A 22,842-nucleotide genomic window follows, 5' to 3' on the forward strand; every position below is an offset into this window, starting at 1 on the left:
CACAATGTTAGTGCATGCTTTAAAATAATATGTGCTGAATTATCAGCACATTTTTTAGGCCTGTTGATATTTGTTGCAAAACAACCTTGAAAGATCAGCAGGCTTTTATATTAGCCCTTTCCCCAAATATCTGCATTGACTGGTTTTGTTGGCTCGTCGCTGCTTTTTGAGGCAGTTTGTTTAACTGAGAGCGGTTTTTTGGCAGCATGTTGTGATTTTGCTGTGCTACTTCGAGAATTATCTTTTGGTGGCGGTAAGGGTAGCTTGTTTGCCTTGAGGTACAAGTATTCAACTTTGTCACGCGCCCACTGTGTTTTGCGTAAAAACTTTAAGCTTGATTTAACGCTAGGATTGTCTTTAAAACATTGAATGTTAATTCGAGCGCCTAACTCTTCCCAGCCGTATTTTTCAACCAGTTCGGTTACGATAGTTTCTAGTTTTATGCCGTGAAGCGGATTGTTTGCTTGTGTCATGGACCGTGCGTGCTAAATAAATTTGTTCATATTATACCTCCATTATTGCTAAAGAGATATCAACACAAAACGGCAAGCTTAGGCTTGCCGTTTTGTTGTGAACTTAAACCAATCAGCACAAAATGTGATCATGCTTACTGGTTTACATTGCTTATAACTTCGCTAGAAATTTTGAAGGTAGAATAACTGCCTCGTTGCAACTTCTGGCTTGTTCTAAGCGATTATTCCTACGCAATCTCTAATAATTTATTTATCCTGATTGGTATTATTGATCGTTAGTTAATATAGTGTTGTCTTCTTCGTCAGAATCAACATCCCCTTTGCCTTTGGTCTTGATGATAATAAGAGCGGCAATAATCACTGTGGTAACCACACCTGCAACAGTTGATACAACCATAGGTAAACCCGCTCCTAGGGTTGATGAATTAAGCATAAAACTGATTACCACGCAGGTCATAAACATGGCTGGTGCGGTGCAGATCCAGTGGAATTTACCATGACGTAGTAAATATGCCGCTGCTGTCCACAGCATTAGTACCGCTGTTGTTTGGTTGGCTACACCAAAGTAGCGCCAGATGATGCCAAAGTCGACTTGGGTGAGTACCGCACCTATTGCAAATAAGGGCAGAGCTAACATAAGGCGTTTAGGTAACTCAACTTGGGTAATGTTAAAGAATTCAGCCAAGATTAAGCGTGCAGAGCGAAACGCAGTATCGCCAGAGGTAATAGGGAGAACAATGACCCCCAATATTGCTAAAAAACCTCCAAATGCACCGAGCAAACCATTAGAGGCTTCGTATACAACGTTTGCCGGATTACCCGCCATACCTGCATTTAGGCCTTCTACACCACCAAAGAATGATAATGCGATAGCACACCAAATAAGTGCGATAATTCCTTCGCCAATCATGGCACCAAAAAACACAAAGCGGCCATTTGATTCGTTTTCAACACACCTTGCCATTAAAGGGGATTGGGTTGCATGAAACCCTGATATAGCACCACATGCAATGGTAATAAATAGTGCTGGCCATAGCGGCATGTCGTTAGGGTTTAAGTTGCTAAAAAAGTCACCCATGACAAAGCCTGGTAACATTGTGTGTTCACTTGAAAGCATCAGTGCGATGGTTAATCCAAGTGACATAAAGACTAACAAGGCACCAAAGAACGGATAAAAACGGCCAATAATTTTATCGATTGGCACAATAGTGGCGACGAGGTAGTAAATAAAAATAACCCCAACAAAAATGGCAACATCAACCCCGGTCAGTTTACTCAACAGTCCCGCAGGGGCCGAGATAAACACGACACCGACAAGCAGTAATAGGATAATCGCAAACAAGTTCATAAAATGTTTGGCATTTTTACCTAAGTATTTGCCGGCTAAATTGGGCACCGATTGACCATGGTTACGCACTGACAACATGCCAGAAAAGTAATCGTGTACTGCACCGGCAAAAATACAGCCAAGGACAATCCATAACATGGCCGCAGGACCATACAAGGCTCCTAATATAGGGCCAAAAATTGGACCGACGCCCGCAATGTTTAACAGTTGAATTAAATAGACTTTACCTTTTGACATCGGCACATAATCGACGCCATCTGTTTGTGTAAATGCAGGTGTTTTTCGTTGAGTTTTGATGCCGAATACTTTTTCGACAAAAGCCCCATAAATAAAATACCCACCAATGAGTAAACCCACACAGAGTAAAAACCAGGTCATTTTTGTATCTCCCCCATTTATATAGTGCCGCTATTGTAAAGTGCACAAGCGTGATAAAGCGGAGTAACTCAGTGACAGGTTGAAATGACCGTTTAAGCGGTTAATAGAGGCGGTGAAATATTTTACTCATGTAAAAATGTGCTGAATATCACTTGCTACGCCATGTTACACAAAACCAAGTAACTGCTTTAAATCTTTAAGGTATCGGCGTGAGACTGGCACTTTAGCACCAAGATGGGTAGTGACTTCGGCGCCAGTGTCTGTGATGTCGATTTCTGAAATGGCATTGAGTGACAGCAAATATTGTTTATGGCAACGAAATAACATGGTTTTTTCTTCAAGGGCTTTAAGGGTTAATTGCGTGTGGCTAACACCTTTAGCACTGTAAACATGGATCCCGCCGACATCACTGACAATAAATTCTACATCTGCTGTTGCCACGACTTTGAGTTTGCTGCCACTGTAGCAAGGTAAGTGAGGTAGTTGACTCGGTAATATATTTGCCATTGGCTGCGGTGTCATGTTACTGCGCACTTTATCGAGGGTTCGATTAAAACGAGTTTCATCTATTGGCTTTAATAAATAGTCAAAGGCATTATTGTCGAAGGCTTTTGTGGCGTATTCATCAAAGGCTGTTATAAAAACAGCGCGGGGTGTTTGCTCGGGATTTAGCATGGCAATCAACTCCATCCCATTGATCCGCGGCATTTGAATATCAACAAATATCAGGTCTGGTTTTAACAGGTTTATTTGTTGCAGTGCTTCAATTGCATTTGCGCATTGGCCAAGAATGCTTATATCGTCATGTTTGTCCAGCAGGTCGGCCACTTCTTGGCGAGCAAACGGTTCATCATCAATAATTAAACATGAAATCATGATGTGATCTCCTCAACTGGAATGCGTACACATACACAGGTATAGGTGTCTGCCTCGCTTTTTACTGTAATACCATAGGGTTCACCATAGAGATTTTGTATACGCTTGTGTACTAGGTTCATGCCCAGCCCTTCAGTGTTATTTGCGGGGCGGTAAAGACCTGCATTGTCTGTGACGCTGAGCAATAAATCCTTGCCTTGTGTTTTAGCTTCTACTGTGATCACGCCAGCCTCAAGCATGCGGGAAGTACCATGCTTTACCGCATTTTCTATTAGCGGTTGCAGAGTAAAAGCGGGCATTGTGTGATGATGATATTGCGCAGGTATGTTGATATTTACCTTGAGTTTATCGATAAATCTGGCGTGTTCAATCGCGAGGTAGGCGTCGATATGCTCAAGTTCATCTGCTAGTGTGACTAAACCTGTAGTGCGGGTAAGGTTAATTCGCAAAAATTGTGATAGTTGTTGAATGAGCTTTTTCGCCATAGCGGGATCACGGTTAATAATGGCGCTAATGGTATTTAAGGCGTTAAATAAAAAATGTGGGTTTACCTGTGCTTGCAACAACTTGATTTCGGCTTGCATCAATAAATTTTTTTGTTGTTCAAAACGGCCATATAAAATTTGATTTGACAGTAATCGGGCAATACCTTCACCCAAAGTACGATTGATGTTAAGAAACAACTTATTTTTGGGTTCATACAATTTAATGGTGCCAACCACCTCGTCGTTACTGCGCAAGGGAATGACTAAACTTGAACCTAGATTACACTGGCTTGATAGTGAGCAGGCGTATGTGTTGTCTACTCCGTCGGCAAACATAACCTTATTTTGAGCAATAGCATCTAAGGTCATTGTTGAGGATATCGGTGTATTGGGCAGATGATGGTCAGCACCAATCCCGATAAAGGCCAATAGTTTGTGTCGGTCTGTGATAGCAACGGCGCCAACTCGGGTTTCTTCAATGATGATTTGTGCCACTTTTTGGCTCGACTGTTCATTAAACCCTTTTGATAAAATGCCCACACTGCGCTCGGCAATTTTTAAGGCATTGGTTGAAAAACTTGAAGATAATTTGTCTAACATGGTTTTTTGGTCGCGAACGATACTCATAAACATCGCTGCGCCCAATGAGTTTATCAGTAGCATTGGTGGGGCGATAACATAAACCAATGCCCATGCCTGTTCAAAAGGCTTGGCAATTAACAGGATGAGGCTCATTTGTAATAATTCTGCAGCAAATGTCACCATAAACACTCTTGCTGGGTGATATAACGACTCTGCTTTACCGGTTTTTTTTAGGTAATGGCTATATAAGCCCGCTGATAGACCTTCGAACGTGGTAGAAATTGCGCAAGCTATATCGGTAAAACCTCCCATGGTATAACGATGCAAACCGCCGGTTAAACCAACAAAAAAACCTGTTACAGGACCGCCGAGTAAGCCGCCTAATACCGCCCCCATGGCGCGCGTGTTAGCAATAGCGCCAGAGGTCTGTTCACCAAAATATGTCGCGAGAATACAAAACAGTGAAAACACAACGTAAATAAAGACTTTATGAGGTGCTCGTTTTGAGCTTTCAGTAAAGAGCTTAAATAATGGTGTTTTACTGACTAAATAGACAATAACCAAATACACACACATTTGTTGCGTGAGTAACAATATCAGTGACATGAATGCTCACCAGTTAGGTCCTAGGGCATGTGAATGATATTAAGGCAATTTGGATTGGGTTAACGTGATGACTTGCTCAATCTGGTTAATTGATCGGTGTCGTGTTGTTGATAAAATTCATCTATCAACATTCTGATAATTTTTGACTTGGCTACGTTAGTGGATTTGGCTATTTCGTCAAGTTGAGCAATGCTTTTTTCGGTTAAGGTGAAGGTCGCATGACGATAAATTTTTGTGCTTTTTTTATCAAGACCTTTCAAAAATTGCGCTGTGGTTTGCCTAGGCGCAACTTGGTCTGACGTTTTACCTAATGCATAGTTGTTAGCATCTTCGATAAAGTCGTCTACCGATACCTTTTTACGAGTACCTTTAGGCGCTTTGCGCTTGAGATCAGTTAAACTCATAACGATTTTCAGGCGGTATGGCAAAAAGCTCATCTGCAATGGCACGAATTTCATCTGCAGCTTTACCGTCTGGCTCTATTTCTAATACAGAGGAGCCACTCTCTTCACTGTCATCATAAATGTTGCGGCTAAAGGTAACAGAGTCAAGTGCACGTAAACCAAAAGACTGCACGACTTCTTTGGCTTCAAGAATGCGTTTAACTTGCGAGGGCAGAGAAGGGCATTGGGTAATCACAATGGTAGCGACCATTTTGGGATTGACCATTTTACAGGTACTTAGCATGTCTTCCATGTGGGGTAATGTTTTAAGATCGCGGCGTTTTGGCCTTAATGGGATAACCACATACGTGGCCACAGACATAGCCGCTCGCATCGCTAAGTTATCTTGGCCACCACAATCGACGATAACATAGTCAAAACGTTCATCTAGGCTTAATAAGTCATTTCTAATCTTGCCATAAAGCTGTATGCAATTAATGGCCTTTAGACTTGGGTCATTATTACGTGCTTGGATCCAGTCTGAGGTTGTGCGCTGTGGGTCACAATCTACCATCAATACATTGGCATTGAATGTTTGGGTAATGTAAACCGCGAGGTTTTGGGCTAAACAGCTTTTACCACTGCCACCTTTTTCGCCACCAACGAGCAATATCATGTCTGGATCCTCTGTACGTAAGGTCTTGTCATGCTGTTAGTTACCATGACGCTCTATTGAGTATAGAGCAGCCTGTTGAGGCTGCATAATATATTCAGCAAATTAAATGAGTTGAAGCGCAACATGAAAGCTTTGAGGTGAACATTCGGTACAGCGGCAAACTTGGCCTTTGATGGTATTCTGTTTGGGGGTGTTTTCGTTAAACGTAATGGCGATTAAATCACCTAATTTAAAGGCTGCTTTAAAATCAAGTAACACCCCTTTGCGGGCTAAATCGATACAAATGCCATGGTCTTGGCAAGATTCACCTTTGGCGTTAATCCAGTCTAAACGGATCCGCTCAGCTTCCATATCGACTCGAAGTGAACCCCGTTTTTCGTCAAATCCTGTTGGCTCTTGGCCCATACTGTCGCTCCTTGATGATCAAAACTTTGATTTTAAATGCTGACTGTTATATCACGTTTAATGTTATTTTTAGCATAATTGCTTTGTTAAGCAAGCGCTAAGAATGCGAATCTTGTTTTATCTTTTGCAATAGTACAAAGCTTAATTGTCGTAATCCTGGTTTTTAGGGTAGGGCATTTTTAACTGACCCCATCGGATCACAATCACGGTACATGCTAATAAGATGGTCGATATTGATATGGCTAAAATACGCCAGTCTTCCATCGCCTTCATGTCTAAAATCAGGTATCGCGCTAATGCTACAATGGCAATATACAGCGGCATGCGGATTGGTAGCTTACCTGACTCAATATAGTTCACCACCATGGCAAGTACTTCGAGATAAATGAACAGTAAAAGTAAGTCTGCTAATTCCACCGTCCGAATCGCAATCATGTGGAGTATTTCTTCGCCTATAGCAAACAACGTCGCTAAGGCAATAATAAACAACACTAAGTGTTCAATACTCTTTAAAGATTTGATGCTTAAGTCTTTCGCTTTAGTTAATGGCATAATCGTAATTCTGGAGGCAAATGGAACAACATTATCGACGACTTAGACTGATTTGCCCAGTGATCTAATTCACCTTTAGCAACTTCAGACACAAAAAAACCGCTAAGGGTTATAATACCATTAGCGGTGTTAATCACGTGTTGCTAAGAAAATATAAGCTTAGCGCTTTAATCCTTCGTTTAACAACGGACGCATAGTTTTTACAAGCTGTGTGGTGACTTTTGGACTACCAGCAACAATGTTGCCTGAAGTCATATAATTGTGAGCACCCATAAAGTCAGTTACAGTACCGCCAGCTTCACGACAAATTAAGTCACCTGCAGCGATGTCCCATGGTTTTAAGCCGATTTCGAAGAAACCGTCTAAACGACCAGCTGCAACGTAGGCAAGGTCTAATGCTGCAGAACCTGCACGACGTAAATCAGCACATTGTGGGAACACTTCAGCTAAAATAGCCATGTAGCTTTCGGTGTGTTGACGAGCCTTAAATGGGAAGCCTGTACCAATGATGGTGCTACTCAGTTCGTTAACATTGGTAACACGCAGACGGAAATCGTTTAGTTTAGCGCCCTTACCACGAACGGCTGAGAACAGTTCTTCGCGGACAGGATCGTAAATAACAGCAACTTCAATTTTGCCTTTATATTGTACGGCGATAGAAACTGCGAAATGTGGAATACCGCGAACGAAGTTATTCGTGCCATCCAAAGGATCGACTATCCAGACGTAATCTTTATTTTCGCCACGGTTTTCACCGCTTTCTTCGCCCACAATCGTATGATCTGGGTATGATTTACGAATTTGATACGTGATAGTTGCTTCTGCTTCCTTGTCTACGCTAGTCACAAAATCATTAATACCTTTACTGCTTACCTCAACACGGTCAAGTTCAGTATAGGCGCGCATAATAGTTTGGCCCGCAGCGCGTGCAGCGCGCGTGGCAATAGTCAGCATCGGATGCATTGCAATCCCCTGGATGTTAAAGAACGAGTAAAATAGCGCCCGCATTATACTTAATTTAACGATTATATCAAATGCAGATTTTCATATAACGTAATAAACAATGACTGTGTTAATATGCGCGCAATATTTTTTGTTTAAAGAAAGCCGTACATGCTCAGTAATATTCGTGTTGTTTTAGTTGGAACCTCTCACCCAGGTAATATTGGCTCTACAGCCAGAGCGATGAAAACCATGGGGTTATCAAATCTGTATCTTGCCGAGCCTCGGGTAGAGCCTGATGGTCAGTCAATTGCACTTGCTGCTGGTGCGTCAGATATTTTGAAAAATCTTACGACAGTTGACTCCTTGCAAGATGCCATTGCTGACTGCCGTTTGGTGATAGCCACCAGTGCTAGAAGCCGCACATTAGATTGGCCAATGCTAGACCCGCGTGAAGCCGGGCAAAAACTGACACAAGAGTGTTTAAATGGCCCTGTTGCCATTGTGTTTGGCCGCGAAAATCATGGCCTGAGTAATGAAGAGTTACAGCAATGCACTTACCATGTGGCAATACCTGCTAACCCTGAATACAGTTCGCTTAATTTAGCGCAAGCGGTACAGATTATTTGTTATGAAACCCGTGTGGCCCATTTAGCCCAAACAGAAGCACCAGCAGAAACTGAAGAATATCCGCTGACAGTTGAACTTGATCGATTTTTTGTGCATTTAGAGTCAACGCTATCTAAAACCGGTTTTGTTATCAAAAATCATCCTGGCCAAGTGATGACTAAACTGCGCCGTTTATTCACTCGAGCACGTATTGAGGCTGCAGAAATGAACATTTTACGTGGTATTTTAAGCTCCGTTGATAAAAAAATGGATAAGCAAGATTAAGTCGTAAGGAACACACCATGGGCGTCATTGCTAGAATTAAAGAAGACATCGAGTCGATTTACCATCGCGATCCAGCTGCAAACAGTACCTTAGAGATTTTATTTAATTATCCAGGTATGCATGCCATTTGGATCCATCGAGTAAGCCATAAACTTTGGCATGCTAAGTGGCATTTTACCGCTCGTTGTTTATCGACATTTTCGCGGTGGTTAACCGGCGTTGAAATTCACCCAGGTGCGACCATAGGTCGGCGTTTTTTTATTGACCATGGTATGGGCGTTGTGATTGGTGAAACCGCCGAGATTGGTGATGACTGTACGCTTTATCATAGCGTGACCCTAGGTGGTACCACGTGGCAAGCGGGTAAGCGCCATCCCACATTGGGTAACAATGTGGTGATAGGTGCTGGCGCAAAAGTATTAGGTCCAATCACAATGCACGATGGTGCAAGGGTTGGCTCTAATTCAGTTGTTGTTAAAGATGTGGCCAGCGATCACACTGTCGTTGGGATCCCCGGCCGAGTTGTCGCATCACCGACCAATCAATCGAAAGAAAAAAACGAACGCCGTACCGAAATGGCCAAAAAGTATGGCTTTGATGCCTATGCAGTGTCACCCGACAACCCTGATCCTGTGGCAAATGCCATAGGTCAAATGCTTGATCACATGCACTTAATGGACTCTAAAGTCCAAGAGCTATGCCAAGCTATTCAGCAAATGGGGGGGGAGGTGTGTACCAAAAAGTTGCCAGAGTTAACTGTTGATGCCTTCGATGAAGCTGAACGAAATGCTGCGAATAATCGTAAACAAGACATCGACAAGTTTGACCCAAGTATTTAACCATGACTAAGTCATTGTAGATTCAAGTCAAAAAAATGGCCGATAATGCGATTAATTGCCTTGTCGGCATTGAATTTTTGGCGATAAAAAGGTTAAATACCCCCGCGAAAAACGGAACCTTTTGTTATAAGAAATACCATAATACTTGAGTGATTTAGTCGGACTTATACTTGACTAATTTAGTCAGGTATGATGAAATTACTGCATACTTTTTGGGAGCAGTACAAGTTATGAAACTTACATCAAAAGGTCGCTATGCAGTGACAGCTATGTTAGATGTTGCTATTCACTCAGCTGCTGGCCCAGTGCCCTTAGCCGATATTTCTGAAAGACAAGGGATCTCTTTGTCTTATCTTGAACAACTCTTCGCAAAGTTACGTAAACATGGTCTAGTGTCGAGCGTTCGCGGACCCGGTGGTGGTTATCGTTTAGGCTTAGAAGCCGTCGATATTTCAGTAGGTATGGTCGTGCATGCCGTTGATGAATCTGTAGACGCCACTCGTTGTCAAGGACAAGGTAACTGCCAAAGTGGTACTCGTTGCCTTACCCATTCGTTATGGGGTGACTTAAGTAAACAAATTTCTGAGTTTTTAGATGGTATTTCGCTTGCTGGCTTAATGCAAAAACGAGACGTTCAATTTATCTCGCTTAAACAAGACGAAATGCAAAAGGAACATAGGGTGAGTTTGTAACTCCGCTATGTTGATTGATATATAATTATTATTTGTACGTTGTATGTAGCCTCATCTGAGACTGCTAAGTACGGAGTGTGTTATGAAGCTTCCTATCTATTTAGATTATGCCGCAACAACCCCTGTAGATCCGCGTGTCGCAGAAAAAATGGTGCAACACATGACAATGGACGGCGTGTTTGGTAACCCTGCATCGCGTTCACATCGTTATGGTTGGCAAGCTGAAGAGGCGGTTGATGTCGCCCGTAATCAAGTTGCCGATTTAATTAATGCTGACCACCGCGAAATCGTTTTTACCTCGGGTGCAACAGAGTCTAGTAACCTTGCTATTAAAGGTATTGCCCATTTTTATCACAAAAAGGGTAAGCACATCATCACCAGTAAAACTGAACATAAAGCAACGTTAGACACGTGCCGTCAGTTAGAGCGTGAAGGTTACGATGTTACCTATCTTGAACCAGAAGCCAATGGCATTATCCCAATGGAACGTTTAGAAGCGGCCATGCGTGATGACACCATACTTGTTAGCATTATGCATGTTAACAACGAAATTGGCGTGGTCCATGATATTAATGCCATCGGCGAGTTATGTCGTTCAAAAGGGGTTTTCTTCCACATGGACGCTGCGCAAAGCGCAGGTAAATTACCTATTGATGTGCAAACCACCAAAGTCGATTTGATCTCTATTTCTGGCCATAAGATGTACGGCCCTAAAGGTATTGGCGCGTTATATGTTCGCCGTAAGCCACGTATTCGTCTTGAATCACAAATGCACGGCGGTGGTCATGAGCGTGGTATGCGCAGTGGCACATTAGCGACGCACCAAATTGTTGGTTTAGGTGAAGCTGCCGCTGTGGCTAAGCAAGACATGGCTGAAGATGGTGCTCGTATTACTCGTCTTCGTGACAAGTTATGGAATGGCATTAAGCACATCGAAGAAACCTATATCAATGGTGATATGGAACAACGTTATAGCGGTATCTTTAACGTAAGCTTCAACTTTGTTGAAGGTGAATCGCTGATGATGGCGTTAAAAGACCTTGCAGTTTCTTCAGGTTCTGCCTGTACCTCAGCCAGTTTAGAGCCTAGCTACGTATTACGTGCGTTAGGTTTAAACGATGAAATGGCTCACAGCTCAATTCGTTTCTCAATTGGTCGTTTTACTACCGATGAAGAAATTGAACATGCTATCAAAACGATAACTGAATCAATCGATAAGTTACGTGAAATGTCTCCACTTTGGGAGATGTTTAAAGATGGTATCGATTTGAACCAGGTTCAATGGGCACATCATTAATCGTATAACGACAAAGATTTTGGAGCAATATCATGGCTTATAGCGAAAAAGTAATCGATCATTATGAAAACCCACGTAACGTAGGTTCATTCGATAAAAACGATCCATCAGTGGTAACCGGAATGGTTGGCGCACCCGCATGTGGTGACGTAATGAAGCTGCAATTGAAAATTAATGCCGAAGGTATTATTGAAGATGCAAAATTCAAAACTTACGGTTGTGGCAGTGCAATTGCCTCAAGCTCACTGGTAACTGAATGGGTTAAAGGCAAAAGCGTTGACGAAGCAGCGACCATTAAAAATGCTGATATCGCTGAAGAGCTAGCGTTGCCGCCGGTTAAAATTCATTGTTCAATTTTGGCTGAAGATGCCATCAAAGCAGCAATTGAAGAGTATAAAACTAAACAAGCTAAATAATGCCTGGAGTATAGATGGCTATTTCAATGACACCTGCGGCGGCAGACCGAGTAAGATCGTTCCTTGCTAACCGTGGTAAAGGCTTAGGTTTACGCCTTGGATTGAGAACATCAGGTTGTTCAGGTATGGCATACGTCATTGAGTTTGTTGACGAACTCAATGACGATGATGAAGTTTATACAATCGATGGTGTTAACATTATCATCGATGCAAAAAGCTTTATTTATCTGCAAGGTATTGAACTGGATTTTGTTAAAGAAGGTCTGAACGAAGGCTTCCAGTTCAATAACCCAAATGCAAAAGGTGAGTGTGGTTGCGGTGAAAGTTTTACCGTTTAATCCTTTACCTGAACCGTTTTATCGAAAACAGTAAGCATGATATCTGCCAATGAATTATTTCGAACTGTTCAATTTAGAACCTGCCTTTGATATCGACACCGCCTTACTTGCAGAGCGCTATCGCGAACTGCAACGGGCGGTTCATCCCGATAAATTTGCCAACGATACTGAGCAACAAAAGCTGTTGTCAGTACAGCGTACCTCGCAAGTGAACGATGGTTATCAAACGTTAAAAAATCCTTTACGTCGTGCTGAGCACATGTTGAGTTTACGTGGTATTGAATTAAGCCATGAAACGACCACACTCAAAGATGGTGCATTTTTAATGCAACAAATGGAGTGGCGTGAAGCCTTAGAAGATATTCAGCATAGCCAAGAGCCACAAGATTTAATTAATGAGTTGTACGACTCTTTTGGCGAGTTTGAGGCCAGTTTATCAAACAAATTAACCCTGCTTTTAGCTTCAACAGATCAAGCTGATGCATTATTAGCGGCAGATCAAATTCGCAAGCTGAAGTTTATGGCAAAATTGCAAGATGAGTTAGCCCGTATTGAAGATGGCTTGCTAGATTGATTGCTTGATACATTCAAATTTATTGATGATTAGCCCAGCTAATCAATAACAAAACAAGTTGGAACACTATGGCACTGTTGCAAATTGCAGAACCTGGCCAAAGCGCCGCACCACACCAACATCGTTTGGCTGTGGGTATCGATCTTGGCACCACAAACTCGTTAGTGGCGACAGTGAGAAGTGGCCTTGCATCAACACTCGCTGATGAAGCTGGTCGTCATTCACTGCCCTCGGTGGTGCACTATGGTAAAGACACTGTGCAAGTGGGTTATGAAGCTCAAGCTAAATCAGCTTTAGATCCGCAAAATACCATTGTATCTGTGAAACGTTTTATGGGCCGTAGTCTGGCAGATGTGCAATCTGGTGTACACAAGTTACCCTATGCATTACATGCCAGCGAAAACGGCTTGCCCGTGTTTAGTACGCCTATGGGGGCGGTTAATCCTGTGCAAGTGTCGGCTGAAATCCTTAAGCCATTAATTGCTCGTTCTCAAGCGACTTTAGGCGGTGAATTACAAGGTGTCGTGATTACCGTACCTGCGTATTTTGATGACGCTCAGCGCCAAGGCACTAAAGATGCGGCAGAGTTATTAGGCGTTAAAGTATTACGTTTATTGAATGAACCTACCGCCGCTGCGATTGCTTACGGGTTAGACTCTAAGCAAGAAGGTGTGATTGCCATTTACGATCTTGGTGGCGGCACCTTTGATATTTCTGTGCTTCGTTTAAATCGTGGTGTTTTTGAAGTGCTCGCAACCGGTGGCGATTCGGCCTTAGGCGGTGATGACTTTGACCATCTGTTAGTTAGCCACTTACAACAGGTGTGGAACATCAGTGAGCCTAACAATCAGTTGGCGCGCCAGTTATTAATTGAGGCTCGTCGCGTCAAAGAAGCGCTAACTGACAATGACAGTATTGAAGCAACTGTGGTCATTGATGCAAAGCCATTAACAACAACAGTTGATAAATCTTTATTTAACGACCTGATTGGCGCGTTGGTGAAAAAAACCATTAGCAGTTGTCGCCGTACTCTTCGTGATGCCGGTGTCGGTGTCGATGACGTCATTGAAACCGTGATGGTGGGTGGTTCAACCCGTGTTCCATTGGTACGAGAGCAAGTGGAAGCTTTCTTTAAGAAAACGCCGCTTACATCGATTGACCCTGACCGCGTAGTGGCAATAGGTGCAGCGATTCAAGCTGATATTTTGGTTGGCAACAAACCAGAATCAGACTTGTTATTGTTAGATGTGATCCCGTTATCATTGGGTGTTGAAACCATGGGCGGATTGGTTGAAAAAGTGGTTACCCGTAACACCACCATTCCGGTTGCGCGAGCACAAGAATTTACCACCTTTAAAGATGGTCAAACTGCCATGGCGTTTCATGTGGTACAGGGTGAGCGTGAATTGGTTGAAGACTGCCGTTCGTTAGCCCGTTTTACATTACATGGTATACCTGCAATGGCAGCAGGGGCAGCACACATTCGCGTCACTTTTCAGGTAGATGCTGATGGCTTATTAAGTGTCACGGCGATGGAGAAATCCACCGAGGTGAAAACCACCATTCAGGTTAAACCCTCATTTGGTTTATCTGACACTGAAATTGCCACCATGCTTAAAGATTCAATGAAGCATGCAAAAGAGGACATTACACGTCGTATGCTTGCGGAGCAAAAAGTTGAGGCGGCACGTGTCATCGAGTCATTAAATGCCGCATTAGGCAAAGATGGTGATTTGCTTGACGCCCAAGAGCGTAAGCAACTGACTGATGCAATAGCGCTACTTGACATGACGGCACAGCAAGACGATGTTGATGCCATTGAAAAAGCCATTGCTAACCTTGATGAACAAACTCAAGATTTTGCGTCACGACGCATGGACAATTCTATTAGAGCGGCGCTAAAAGGGCAGTCGGTCGACAACATATAGGTGAAATAATGCCACAGTTAGTATTTTTACCCCATCAAGAACTTTGTCCTGACGGCGCTGTACTTGAAGCTGAAGTAGGCGAAACCATTTTAAACGTTGCATTACGTAATGGTATCCACATTGAACATGCTTGCGAAAAGTCATGTGCATGTACCACTTGCCACGTGGTTGTGCGTGAAGGCTTTGACCAACTAGAAGAAAGCGATGAGCTTGAAGATGACATGCTAGACAAAGCTTGGGGTTTAGAACCTGAAAGCCGCTTGTCTTGCCAAGCTAAAGTTGTCGACTGTGACATGGTGATTGATATTCCAAAATACACCATCAACATGGTGAGCGAAGGCTAATCTTTCATCGAGATTGCCCCTGATAGAGCTAAAAATTGAGAGTCAATCGTCAAGATTGACTCTTTTTTTATTTCTGGTCATTCCTGTCATTGATTTTAAATAAACTCAGCGTATGATGCGCGAAAATTCCTATTTTGGAGCACTCTGTGCGCATCGCAATACTGTCTCAAGGCCCGCAATTATATTCTACTCGTCGCTTAGTCGAAGCCGCTGTTGCCCGAGGACATGAAGTTAAAGTCATTAACCCATTAAAATGTTATATGAACATCAATATGACTAAGCCTAGCATTCATATGGCTGGTAAAGATCTTGGCCATTTTGATGCCGTGATCCCTCGAATTGGTGCTTCTGTGACGTTTTATGGTTCAGCAGTGCTGCGTCAATTAGAAATGATGGGCGTGTATGCGGTCAATAGCTCTATTGGTATTGCTCGCTCACGCGATAAATTGCGTTCAATGCAGTTATTATCGCGCAGAGGAATTGGTCTGCCTATCACAGGTTTTGCTAATAAACCCAGTGACATTCCTGATTTAATTGACATGGTGGGCGGAGCTCCGTTAGTGGTTAAATTGCTTGAAGGTACCCAAGGTATTGGTGTTGTACTTGCTGAAACACGTAAAGCGGCTGAGAGCGTGCTAGAAGCTTTTATGGGATTAAAAGCAAATATCATGGTGCAAGAGTATATTGCAGAGGCGCAAGGTGCTGACATCCGTTGTTTTGTGTTAGGCGATAAAGTGATAGCCGCAATGAAACGTCAAGCTAAACCTGGTGAGTTTCGCTCGAACTTACATCGTGGTGGCAGTGCAACGTTGGTTAAGTTAACGCCACAAGAACGTTCAGTTGCGCTTCGTGCCGCCCGCGCTATGGGACTGAATGTGGCGGGGGTAGATTTGTTACGCTCAAACCATGGGCCTGTGGTGATGGAAGTCAATTCATCTCCTGGGCTTGAAGGGATCGAAGGCGCCACTCAAAAAGATGTTGCAGACGCGATTATTTGTTTCATCGAAAAAAACGCAGCCAAAACGACTCGATCAAGCAACGAAATAGCGGCTTGTTAATATTAATGACCTAAATATATGCTCAAATGTTACTGCGTATGCTGATAAGGCTAGGCATTTTCAGTTTAATTACGTATAATCCGCGCGAATTTTTTAAACTTGCTCACATTAAGGAAGCTAGTTATGGCGATCGAACGCACATTTTCTATTATCAAGCCAGATGCAGTTGCTAAAAACCACATCGGTGCAATCTATAACCGTTTTGAATCAGCTGGTCTAAAGATCATTGCTTCTAAAATGGTACACCTTTCTAAAGAACAAGCTGAAGGTTTCTACGCTGAGCACAGCGCACGTCCTTTCTTTGGTGCTTTAGTGTCTTTCATGACTTCTGGTCCAGTGATGGTTCAAGTGTTAGAAGGCGAAAACGCTGTTCTTGCTAACCGCGAAATCATGGGTGCGACTAACCCAGCTGAAGCTGCTCGTGGTACTTTACGTGCTGATTACGCAGCAAGCATCGACGAAAACGCAGTTCACGGTTCTGATGCAGTTGAATCTGCAGCTCGTGAAATTGCTTACTTCTTCAGTGCTGAAGAAGTGTGCCCACGCACTCGTTAATCTTCTCGCAAGATCTCTAAAAGGAGCCCTAGGCTCCTTTTTTGTTATCTATTTTCTTTAAATGCACTTTCTAACCTATCGTCGTGATTGTTTATATGGCGATGAGGCTACCGTCATTGTCTCTTTGATCATTAGCGCAAAGGGCCATATGTTACTTTCTTTACCGCACCTAGCGTGTATTGTCCCTTCCAATGTAATACTTAATCAGATCGATAAGCATGTAGTCGAAGCGTTTTTGCGCATTTAGCGCTCTAAATACAGTTCGTTAACTGACCGTGTTAGCCATGTCATAATACCATTGCGCATTAATAAGTGACCACTGTGAATGCGTCCAGCGGTTTTTGATTAAGGCGTCGCTATGCAGTAATGGTTGTTTCCTTTCAAATAGCGAGAACGTAAAGCAAAAGCGGCTGGGGCATTCCTTTTTGGCGAGTTTTAAAAGGGCTTACACTGCGTTGCATGACTTCGAAAGAGAATACCTATACATTCAGTCATTCGCCTTGTTTAAGCCCTTTTAAATTCTCGCAAAGAGATCACTTGCTAACGCGGAATGGTATAAATACTGATATCAGAGGGGCTATGTCGATCTTTGAGTCGTGCAACCGCGATATAAAACAAGATCCAGCTAGACGTCGAGTCAGCATGGTCATAAAACTTAGCTTTTATCGCCCCATGATTACCAGTTTTTAAGACCGACTTGGCGTAAAAGTGTCGTATGGATGACCCAGTCTGCGTTGTAACGAGTTGCTCCACATAAAGCGAGTGAGTGAAGGTTTTTATAGGCCGTTTTAAAGATGATTTTATCCCAGTTTTGGTATTTTATAAGCCTATACAATTAATTTTTGATTATTTATTGTACTAAGTATGGGGTGTTTTTTACCGAGTTCAATACATTTAATTGCATAGAAAATAACGTATGTTATTCGTTTAAGTCATTATTTGAATAATTAACCATTAAAAATGAAAGGACATTCTGATGGTTTTTAATCCAAATAAAAAAATAAATAATAAAATTTACAAAAGTTGAATATGTTTGTTTTTTGGTTTAGTTGTTTTGATTTTGTTGTCTATGTTTGCTTTGTGTTTTTGTTGGGTGTGAGAACTGTGGTTTTTAAGGTTTTTATTTGTGCATGTTTTTTGGTTTTAAATAACAATAAAGTAACAATAATTATCGATATTTTTCATGATGTTGATTTTAATGGTTTTTTTAAAGTCAAATTAATTATTGGCTTTACATTGGCTTGCAATGTTGTATCCAGGTAACCCTTATTGACGGATTGTTTTTATTTCATTATTAATGTTTCAGTAATTGGCGATGCCAATTCTTAATAATTAAAAAAATAACAACTTGTTAATATTTCAAGTAAGGGAGTTTTATGAGAGCAACAACATTAACAGCTAAAGCTGTACGCAGTAGTTTATTTGCTGTGGCAGCAACTAGTGTCGCGACTACTGGTTTATTTTCATCTGCTGTAATTGCAGCTGATGAACAAAAATTAGAACGAATCGAAGTCACTGGTTCACGTATTCAACGCCAAGATATGGAAACCGCTTCACCTGTGACTGTTATTTCTTCAGAAGCTATTCGTGCTGAAGGTTTCACATCGGTTGACCAATTACTTCAAGCACAAACTTCAATGGCAGGCGCTGCGTTAGGTTCTAGCTCAAACAATGGTTCAGATGGTGTCGCACAAGTAGACTTACGTGGTATGGGGTCGCAGCGTACATTAGTGTTATTAAATGGCCGTCGTATGGTGAACTCAGGTTCAGGTGCAGACAGTTCTGTCGATTTGAACTCTATTCCCGTGGCTATGATTGCACGTGTTGAAATTTTGAAAGATGGTGCATCCGCTGTTTACGGTTCAGATGCAATTGCTGGTGTAGTTAATATTATCACCAAAAAAGATTTTGATGGCCTTCAATTAGATCTAAACGGTAGCACTACAAGCGAAAGTGACGGTGAAACGGGTGAAATAAGCGGCTTGTATGGCTTTAATACTGACAGAGGGAATTATACTTTTGGTGCAGCTTATTCTAAGCGTGAAAGTGTAATTCAGTCAGACCGTAGCTGGACAGAACCTGGTTATAGCTCATTTTTGCCAACAGGTTCATTAGGCGGAAAAGTACAAAACGATGCTGGCCAATGGGTAGCACGTAGTACAGGTTACGATTACACTACAAGCAGTTATTATCAAACTCCAAATGAGCGATACAGCTTGTTTGCTAATATGGTTCAAGAATTAGACAATGATCTAGTATTAACAGGTGATATGCTTTACACCAAGCGTAAATCTAACCAACAACTTGCGCCACAACCCGCTGATGTGATGTTGAATGTGTGTGGTGCTGATGGTGTTGCCGCTGGTGCATCTTGTATTACGTTGAGCGATGCCATGATCGCGGGCGGTATTGCTGCGGATGATACTGGCCGTGTTAACTACCGTCGTCGTACAACAGATGCTGGTCCTCGTATTTACTCTCAAGATACTGATACATTCCGTGTCTCTGCAGCACTTGCTGGTGAACTTGACATTAATAAAGGTATGAACTGGGATCTCGCTTATACCTTCGGTAAAAATAAAGCGGATACTAGTGTTGATAACTCAATCAATGCAACAAATCTAATAGAATCAGTATACGCCAATGAAGATGCTTGGTTCAGTGGTGTACCATTAACGGGTGATATCGTTAATGATATTAGCTTTACTGACAACGCGAATGGCGGCAACGAACAACACACTGTTTCTGCGGGTTTAAACGGTGATTTATTTGATGTAAGTGCTGGCACAGTTGCATTTGCTATTGGTGCTGAATATCGTTATGAAAGCGGTTATTACAATCCTGATCCTGTGACAGTGGCTGGTGACAGTACTGCTGCCCAACAAGATGCGACCGATGGCGATTACAATGTCATTTCTGTTTTCCAAGAAGTGAGTGTACCTTTCACTGACAAGCTTACTGGTGAATTTGCTCTCCGTTATGACGATTACTCTACATTTGGTAAAGCGTCGACGTGGAAAATCGGTTTAACTTATGAAGCAACTGATGATTTAATGCTTCGTGGTGTTGCCGCAACAGGTTTCCGTGCCCCGAGTATTAGTGAGCTATTTGGTGGTGATACTGGCTCTTATGATTACTTGGATGATCCATGGGGAAATGCACAAGATCCACAAATCCTAGTACGTTACACTTCGGATGATGACCTTAAAGCAGAAGAGTCTGACTCATATACTGCTGGTTTAGTTTATTCTCCAAGTTTTGTGGATGGTTTATCGCTAACAGTTGATTATTGGCGCTTTAAAGTGACAAACGCTATTACTCGCTTAGATGTTCAAGCGGGTTTAGATGAATGTTTTGCTAATGCATCTGCTGAAGCATGTGAAACGTTTAATATTGGTGTTAACGGTGATTTATCTAATCTTACTAACTCGTTAACCAACGTAGGTAGCCAAGATACTAGCGGTATCGACTTCAACTTAGCGTATAACTTTGAAGCACTAACCTTAGATTGGAAAATCAGCAATGACACAACTTACCTGCTGAACTTCGAGCAAGAAGGTAACGATTACACCAACTATATCGACGGTAACTTTGGTGCTTATGCCGAAGTGCGTAATAACTTTAGTATTCAAGCTGGCCAAGATAGCTGGAATGTTAACTATTTCAACCGTTACATTGGTGAAATGGACGACCTAGGTACTGGTGATAAAGTTGACGCAGTGCTATACCACAACATCGCTGGTACTTACTTCGTGACTGACACGATTACTCTAAGTGCTGGCGTGAAAAACTTCACGGATGAAGAGCCATCAACTGTATCTAACGGTAGCGATGGCGGCACTGTCCCAGAAGTGTATGACACTATAGGTCGTCAATACTACGGTGGCGTAACTGTTAAGTTCTAATACTTGCAATAGTAATCAATGCCAATAACACTTATCGGCATGTTAAAAAAGCCTACACAAATGTAGGCTTTTTTGTGTCGGTATCTAGGAAAACTTTATTCATAGATGTTTAGTGATTTAACCTAAGCTCTAATCTATGTTCATTTAAATATTTCTGTTGGCAACTACCGCAGCGTTGTTCTGTTGGATCGCGCTGTAATCTATCAAGTTCGATGTCCAGTTCACAGTCTGAACACAGGCCATATAAGCCTAAGTCGAGTTGGCATGATGCGGCATCAAGCTTCATCAGTTGAGTGAATAAGTCCGAATCGGCCAATTTTATTTGCGGTAGATAATCGATAATATCGCCCAATGTCGCGGTATGGGACAATTGATAAGCCTCTGGTGTTATATCCTTAATAACCAAAAACAACTCGTTTCTCAACTTGATTTCAAGTTGTTGTAGTTTATGCAATATGTCCTGATAATTGTGCAATTGGATTAACCTTAACTGATGGTGTCACTTGAATGTCTATTCTAGGGACAAAAAAAGAGTAGGTTATGACGAAGATCAATTCTGAGGTAGATTTTTGTACTCAGGCCCAAATGATGCAGCCTGAGCCAGTTATGTTGTTATCTAGCTTAACGATTGATGAGTTTGTTGCAGTACGTTGACTATCTCTTCAGTGGTTTTGTAGACACGTAACTCTCGAAACAATGCATCGGCTTCGGGGTATTGACGATTTAGGTAACTAAACCATTGTTTTATACGTGACGGATAATAATCTGACTTACGGCCACTGAGTTCTTTTTCGGTATAAGCCATGAGTAACGACAAAGTTTGCAGCCATGTGTAAGGTACTGCACCGGTTTTTATCGTGTCGCCAAGGTTAGGCAATGAAATGGCACCGCGGCCAATCATCACGCTGTCACAGCCTGTGATAGCCATACAGCGTTGTGCATCAGCAGCATTCCAGATCTCACCATTGGCAATAATAGGGATGGGTAAACGCTTACGCACTTCAGTAATGTATTCCCAATATGCTGGAGGTTTGTAACCATCTGTTTTACTGCGGGCATGAATCGCTAATTCAGATGCCCCGGCTTCGTACACCGCAAGGGCGTTTTCCATAAATAGGGATTTGTCTTCATAACCCAGGCGGATCTTAGCCGTAACGGGCTGATGACTTGGCACAGCATCCCGCATGGCTTTGACAATATTGTGTACATTTTCGGGGTACTGCAATAATACTGCGCCCCCTTTACTTTTATTGACGGTTTTTGCCGGGCAGCCAAAATTAGCATCAACCCCATGGGAGCCTAATTCAACCGCCCGAATGGCATTTTGTGCCATCCATTCTGGTTCTTGGCCAAGCAGCTGTACGCGAACAGGTGTACCAGAAGGGGTTAATCCATGGTTAAGAAGTTCGGGGCATAATTTGTAAAAGACTTTATCTGGTAATAATTGGTTTACCACTCGTACAAATTCAGTGACGACTAAATCAAACGGATTAATGGCAGATAAAATATCACGCATATGGTCATCAACCACACCTTCCATTGGAGCTAAAATAACGCGCACAGGACACCTTGCTGAATAAAAAAGTGCGTTATTTTACCGTGTTTATGTGTCGATAACAGCATTAAGCATAACTTTAACGGTTTAGCATGGCCTAGATTTTTTATTGTGTATATTTATCAAGGGTATAATACGTTTTATGTGGGTACGAGTCTGGTGTCGATATTTCTTGTTAGGTTAAATCTGTGCTACTTTTATTGTGTCCTAGCAAGTTTATTTATCGCATAAAATGTTTTTTTTCACATTTTTTACATTTTGTTGAAATAAAATTCAAAGGTCGCGGGTCTTATTATGCAAGCCGGCAATGATGTTGGTCACCTTACCCAAACAAGATACGAGGAAGACAATAATTATGAACTCAATCAAACAAACTACTGTAGCTGTTGCATTAGGTGCTGTTGTAATGACTGCAGGCTTTACTGCAGAAGTGCAAGCCAACCCTTTTGGTTTTGAACAATTAACCGCGGGTTATCAATTAGACGGCGGCGAAGGCAAGTGCGGTGAAGGTAAATGCGGTGGCGACATGAAAAAGTCTGCTGAAAAAGCAGCAGAAGGTAAATGTGGCGAAGGCAAATGCGGTGGCGACATGAAAAAGTCTGCTGAAAAAGCAGCAGAAGGTAAATGTGGCGAAGGCAAATGCGGCGGCGACATGAAAAAGTCTGCTGAAAAAGCCAAAGAAGGTAAATGTGGTGAAGGCAAATGCGGTGGTGCTAAGTAATAGCGGATGCCTATTCGTCA

Annotated in this window: 24 protein-coding genes; 13 read left to right on the forward strand and 11 right to left on the reverse strand. The window is 42.3% G+C overall.

What is annotated here, in order from left to right; all coding sequences use genetic code 11:
* Nucleotides 1-110: 110 nt before the first annotated feature.
* From L2703_RS16670 to suhB, 9 genes are all read right to left on the reverse strand, one after another.
* Entirely contained in the window at nt 111-473 is a 363-nt protein-coding gene (locus L2703_RS16670) for a VF530 family protein (RefSeq protein WP_248972198.1), read from the reverse strand.
* A 265-nt stretch (nt 474-738) separates the two neighbouring features.
* Nucleotides 739-2,199: a carbon starvation CstA family protein gene (locus L2703_RS16675; RefSeq protein WP_248972199.1), complete on the reverse strand. Its 1,461-nt coding sequence runs from the start codon at nt 2,197-2,199 to the stop codon at nt 739-741.
* Between the two features lie 165 nt (nt 2,200-2,364).
* Nucleotides 2,365-3,075 (reverse strand): two-component system response regulator BtsR, encoded by a 711-nt coding sequence (gene btsR / locus L2703_RS16680; RefSeq protein WP_248972200.1) that lies wholly within the window; start codon nt 3,073-3,075, stop codon nt 2,365-2,367.
* Nucleotides 3,072-4,748 carry a sensor histidine kinase gene (locus tag L2703_RS16685; protein WP_248972201.1) on the reverse strand — a complete coding sequence of 559 codons (1,677 nt, stop codon included), beginning with the start codon at nt 4,746-4,748 and terminating at the stop codon, nt 3,072-3,074. The genes btsR and L2703_RS16685 overlap by 4 nt, the downstream gene beginning before the upstream one ends.
* Before the next feature lie 59 nt (nt 4,749-4,807).
* Nucleotides 4,808-5,152 (reverse strand): ribbon-helix-helix domain-containing protein, encoded by a 345-nt coding sequence (locus L2703_RS16690; RefSeq protein WP_248972202.1) that lies wholly within the window; start codon nt 5,150-5,152, stop codon nt 4,808-4,810.
* Nucleotides 5,139-5,807: an AAA family ATPase gene (locus tag L2703_RS16695; protein ID WP_248972203.1), complete on the reverse strand. Its 669-nt coding sequence runs from the start codon at nt 5,805-5,807 to the stop codon at nt 5,139-5,141. The genes L2703_RS16690 and L2703_RS16695 overlap by 14 nt, the downstream gene beginning before the upstream one ends.
* Before the next feature lie 102 nt (nt 5,808-5,909).
* Entirely contained in the window at nt 5,910-6,212 is a 303-nt protein-coding gene (locus tag L2703_RS16700; protein WP_248972204.1) for a PilZ domain-containing protein, read from the reverse strand.
* Nucleotides 6,213-6,353: 141 nt separating this feature from the next.
* A complete protein-coding gene (locus L2703_RS16705) occupies nt 6,354-6,764 on the reverse strand; it encodes a phosphate-starvation-inducible protein PsiE (protein WP_248972205.1) in 411 nt (136 codons plus the stop codon).
* A 159-nt stretch (nt 6,765-6,923) separates the two neighbouring features.
* Nucleotides 6,924-7,727 carry an inositol-1-monophosphatase gene (suhB, locus tag L2703_RS16710; RefSeq protein ID WP_248972206.1) on the reverse strand — a complete coding sequence of 268 codons (804 nt, stop codon included), beginning with the start codon at nt 7,725-7,727 and terminating at the stop codon, nt 6,924-6,926.
* A 150-nt stretch (nt 7,728-7,877) separates the two neighbouring features.
* Between suhB and trmJ the strand changes: the two genes are divergently transcribed.
* From trmJ to L2703_RS16770, 12 genes are all read left to right on the forward strand, one after another.
* Nucleotides 7,878-8,600 carry a tRNA (cytosine(32)/uridine(32)-2'-O)-methyltransferase TrmJ gene (trmJ, locus tag L2703_RS16715; RefSeq protein ID WP_248972207.1) on the forward strand — a complete coding sequence of 241 codons (723 nt, stop codon included), beginning with the start codon at nt 7,878-7,880 and terminating at the stop codon, nt 8,598-8,600.
* A 17-nt stretch (nt 8,601-8,617) separates the two neighbouring features.
* The gene (cysE, locus tag L2703_RS16720) at nt 8,618-9,439 is read left to right on the forward strand and encodes a serine O-acetyltransferase (RefSeq protein WP_248972208.1); all 822 of its coding nucleotides are present in this window, start codon (nt 8,618-8,620) and stop codon (nt 9,437-9,439) included.
* Nucleotides 9,440-9,669: 230 nt separating this feature from the next.
* On the forward strand, nt 9,670-10,131 hold the full coding sequence (iscR, locus tag L2703_RS16725; RefSeq protein ID WP_160054303.1) for a Fe-S cluster assembly transcriptional regulator IscR: 462 nt from the start codon (nt 9,670-9,672) through the stop codon (nt 10,129-10,131).
* Between the two features lie 82 nt (nt 10,132-10,213).
* The gene (locus L2703_RS16730) at nt 10,214-11,428 is read left to right on the forward strand and encodes an IscS subfamily cysteine desulfurase (RefSeq protein ID WP_248972209.1); all 1,215 of its coding nucleotides are present in this window, start codon (nt 10,214-10,216) and stop codon (nt 11,426-11,428) included.
* Between the two features lie 32 nt (nt 11,429-11,460).
* Nucleotides 11,461-11,844, forward strand: coding sequence for a Fe-S cluster assembly scaffold IscU (iscU, locus tag L2703_RS16735; RefSeq protein WP_248972210.1), 384 nt, complete (start codon nt 11,461-11,463; stop codon nt 11,842-11,844).
* 14 nt (nt 11,845-11,858) lie between these two features.
* Nucleotides 11,859-12,182, forward strand: a complete 324-nt coding sequence (gene iscA, locus L2703_RS16740) for an iron-sulfur cluster assembly protein IscA (protein WP_248972211.1) — start codon at nt 11,859-11,861, stop codon at nt 12,180-12,182.
* Nucleotides 12,183-12,231: 49 nt separating this feature from the next.
* Complete coding sequence (gene hscB, locus L2703_RS16745) at nt 12,232-12,756, forward strand: co-chaperone HscB (RefSeq protein WP_248972212.1); 525 nt, start codon at nt 12,232-12,234, stop codon at nt 12,754-12,756.
* A gap of 68 nt (nt 12,757-12,824) precedes the next feature.
* On the forward strand, nt 12,825-14,684 hold the full coding sequence (hscA, locus tag L2703_RS16750; protein ID WP_248972213.1) for a Fe-S protein assembly chaperone HscA: 1,860 nt from the start codon (nt 12,825-12,827) through the stop codon (nt 14,682-14,684).
* Between the two features lie 8 nt (nt 14,685-14,692).
* A complete protein-coding gene (gene fdx / locus L2703_RS16755) occupies nt 14,693-15,028 on the forward strand; it encodes an ISC system 2Fe-2S type ferredoxin (protein ID WP_248972214.1) in 336 nt (111 codons plus the stop codon).
* A 146-nt stretch (nt 15,029-15,174) separates the two neighbouring features.
* On the forward strand, nt 15,175-16,086 hold the full coding sequence (rimK, locus tag L2703_RS16760) for a 30S ribosomal protein S6--L-glutamate ligase (RefSeq protein WP_248972215.1): 912 nt from the start codon (nt 15,175-15,177) through the stop codon (nt 16,084-16,086).
* A gap of 123 nt (nt 16,087-16,209) precedes the next feature.
* Nucleotides 16,210-16,641: a nucleoside-diphosphate kinase gene (gene ndk / locus L2703_RS16765; RefSeq protein ID WP_188737586.1), complete on the forward strand. Its 432-nt coding sequence runs from the start codon at nt 16,210-16,212 to the stop codon at nt 16,639-16,641.
* A 1,376-nt stretch (nt 16,642-18,017) separates the two neighbouring features.
* Nucleotides 18,018-20,546 carry a TonB-dependent receptor plug domain-containing protein gene (locus L2703_RS16770; protein WP_248972216.1) on the forward strand — a complete coding sequence of 843 codons (2,529 nt, stop codon included), beginning with the start codon at nt 18,018-18,020 and terminating at the stop codon, nt 20,544-20,546.
* Between the two features lie 109 nt (nt 20,547-20,655).
* On the opposite strand, the gene L2703_RS16775 is transcribed toward L2703_RS16770, so the two are convergent.
* Nucleotides 20,656-21,021, reverse strand: coding sequence for a TraR/DksA C4-type zinc finger protein (locus tag L2703_RS16775; RefSeq protein WP_248972217.1), 366 nt, complete (start codon nt 21,019-21,021; stop codon nt 20,656-20,658).
* Nucleotides 21,022-21,162: 141 nt separating this feature from the next.
* Nucleotides 21,163-22,107 (reverse strand): tRNA dihydrouridine(16) synthase DusC, encoded by a 945-nt coding sequence (dusC, locus tag L2703_RS16780; RefSeq protein ID WP_248972218.1) that lies wholly within the window; start codon nt 22,105-22,107, stop codon nt 21,163-21,165.
* Between the two features lie 349 nt (nt 22,108-22,456).
* On the opposite strand from dusC, the gene L2703_RS16785 reads away from it, so the two are divergent.
* Nucleotides 22,457-22,822, forward strand: a complete 366-nt coding sequence (locus tag L2703_RS16785) for an HvfA family oxazolone/thioamide-modified RiPP metallophore (protein WP_248972219.1) — start codon at nt 22,457-22,459, stop codon at nt 22,820-22,822.
* Nucleotides 22,823-22,842 lie beyond the last annotated feature (20 nt).

Origin of the sequence: Shewanella basaltis, assembly GCF_023283885.1 — a bacterium.
Taxonomy (GTDB): Bacteria; Pseudomonadota; Gammaproteobacteria; order Enterobacterales; family Shewanellaceae; genus Shewanella; species Shewanella basaltis.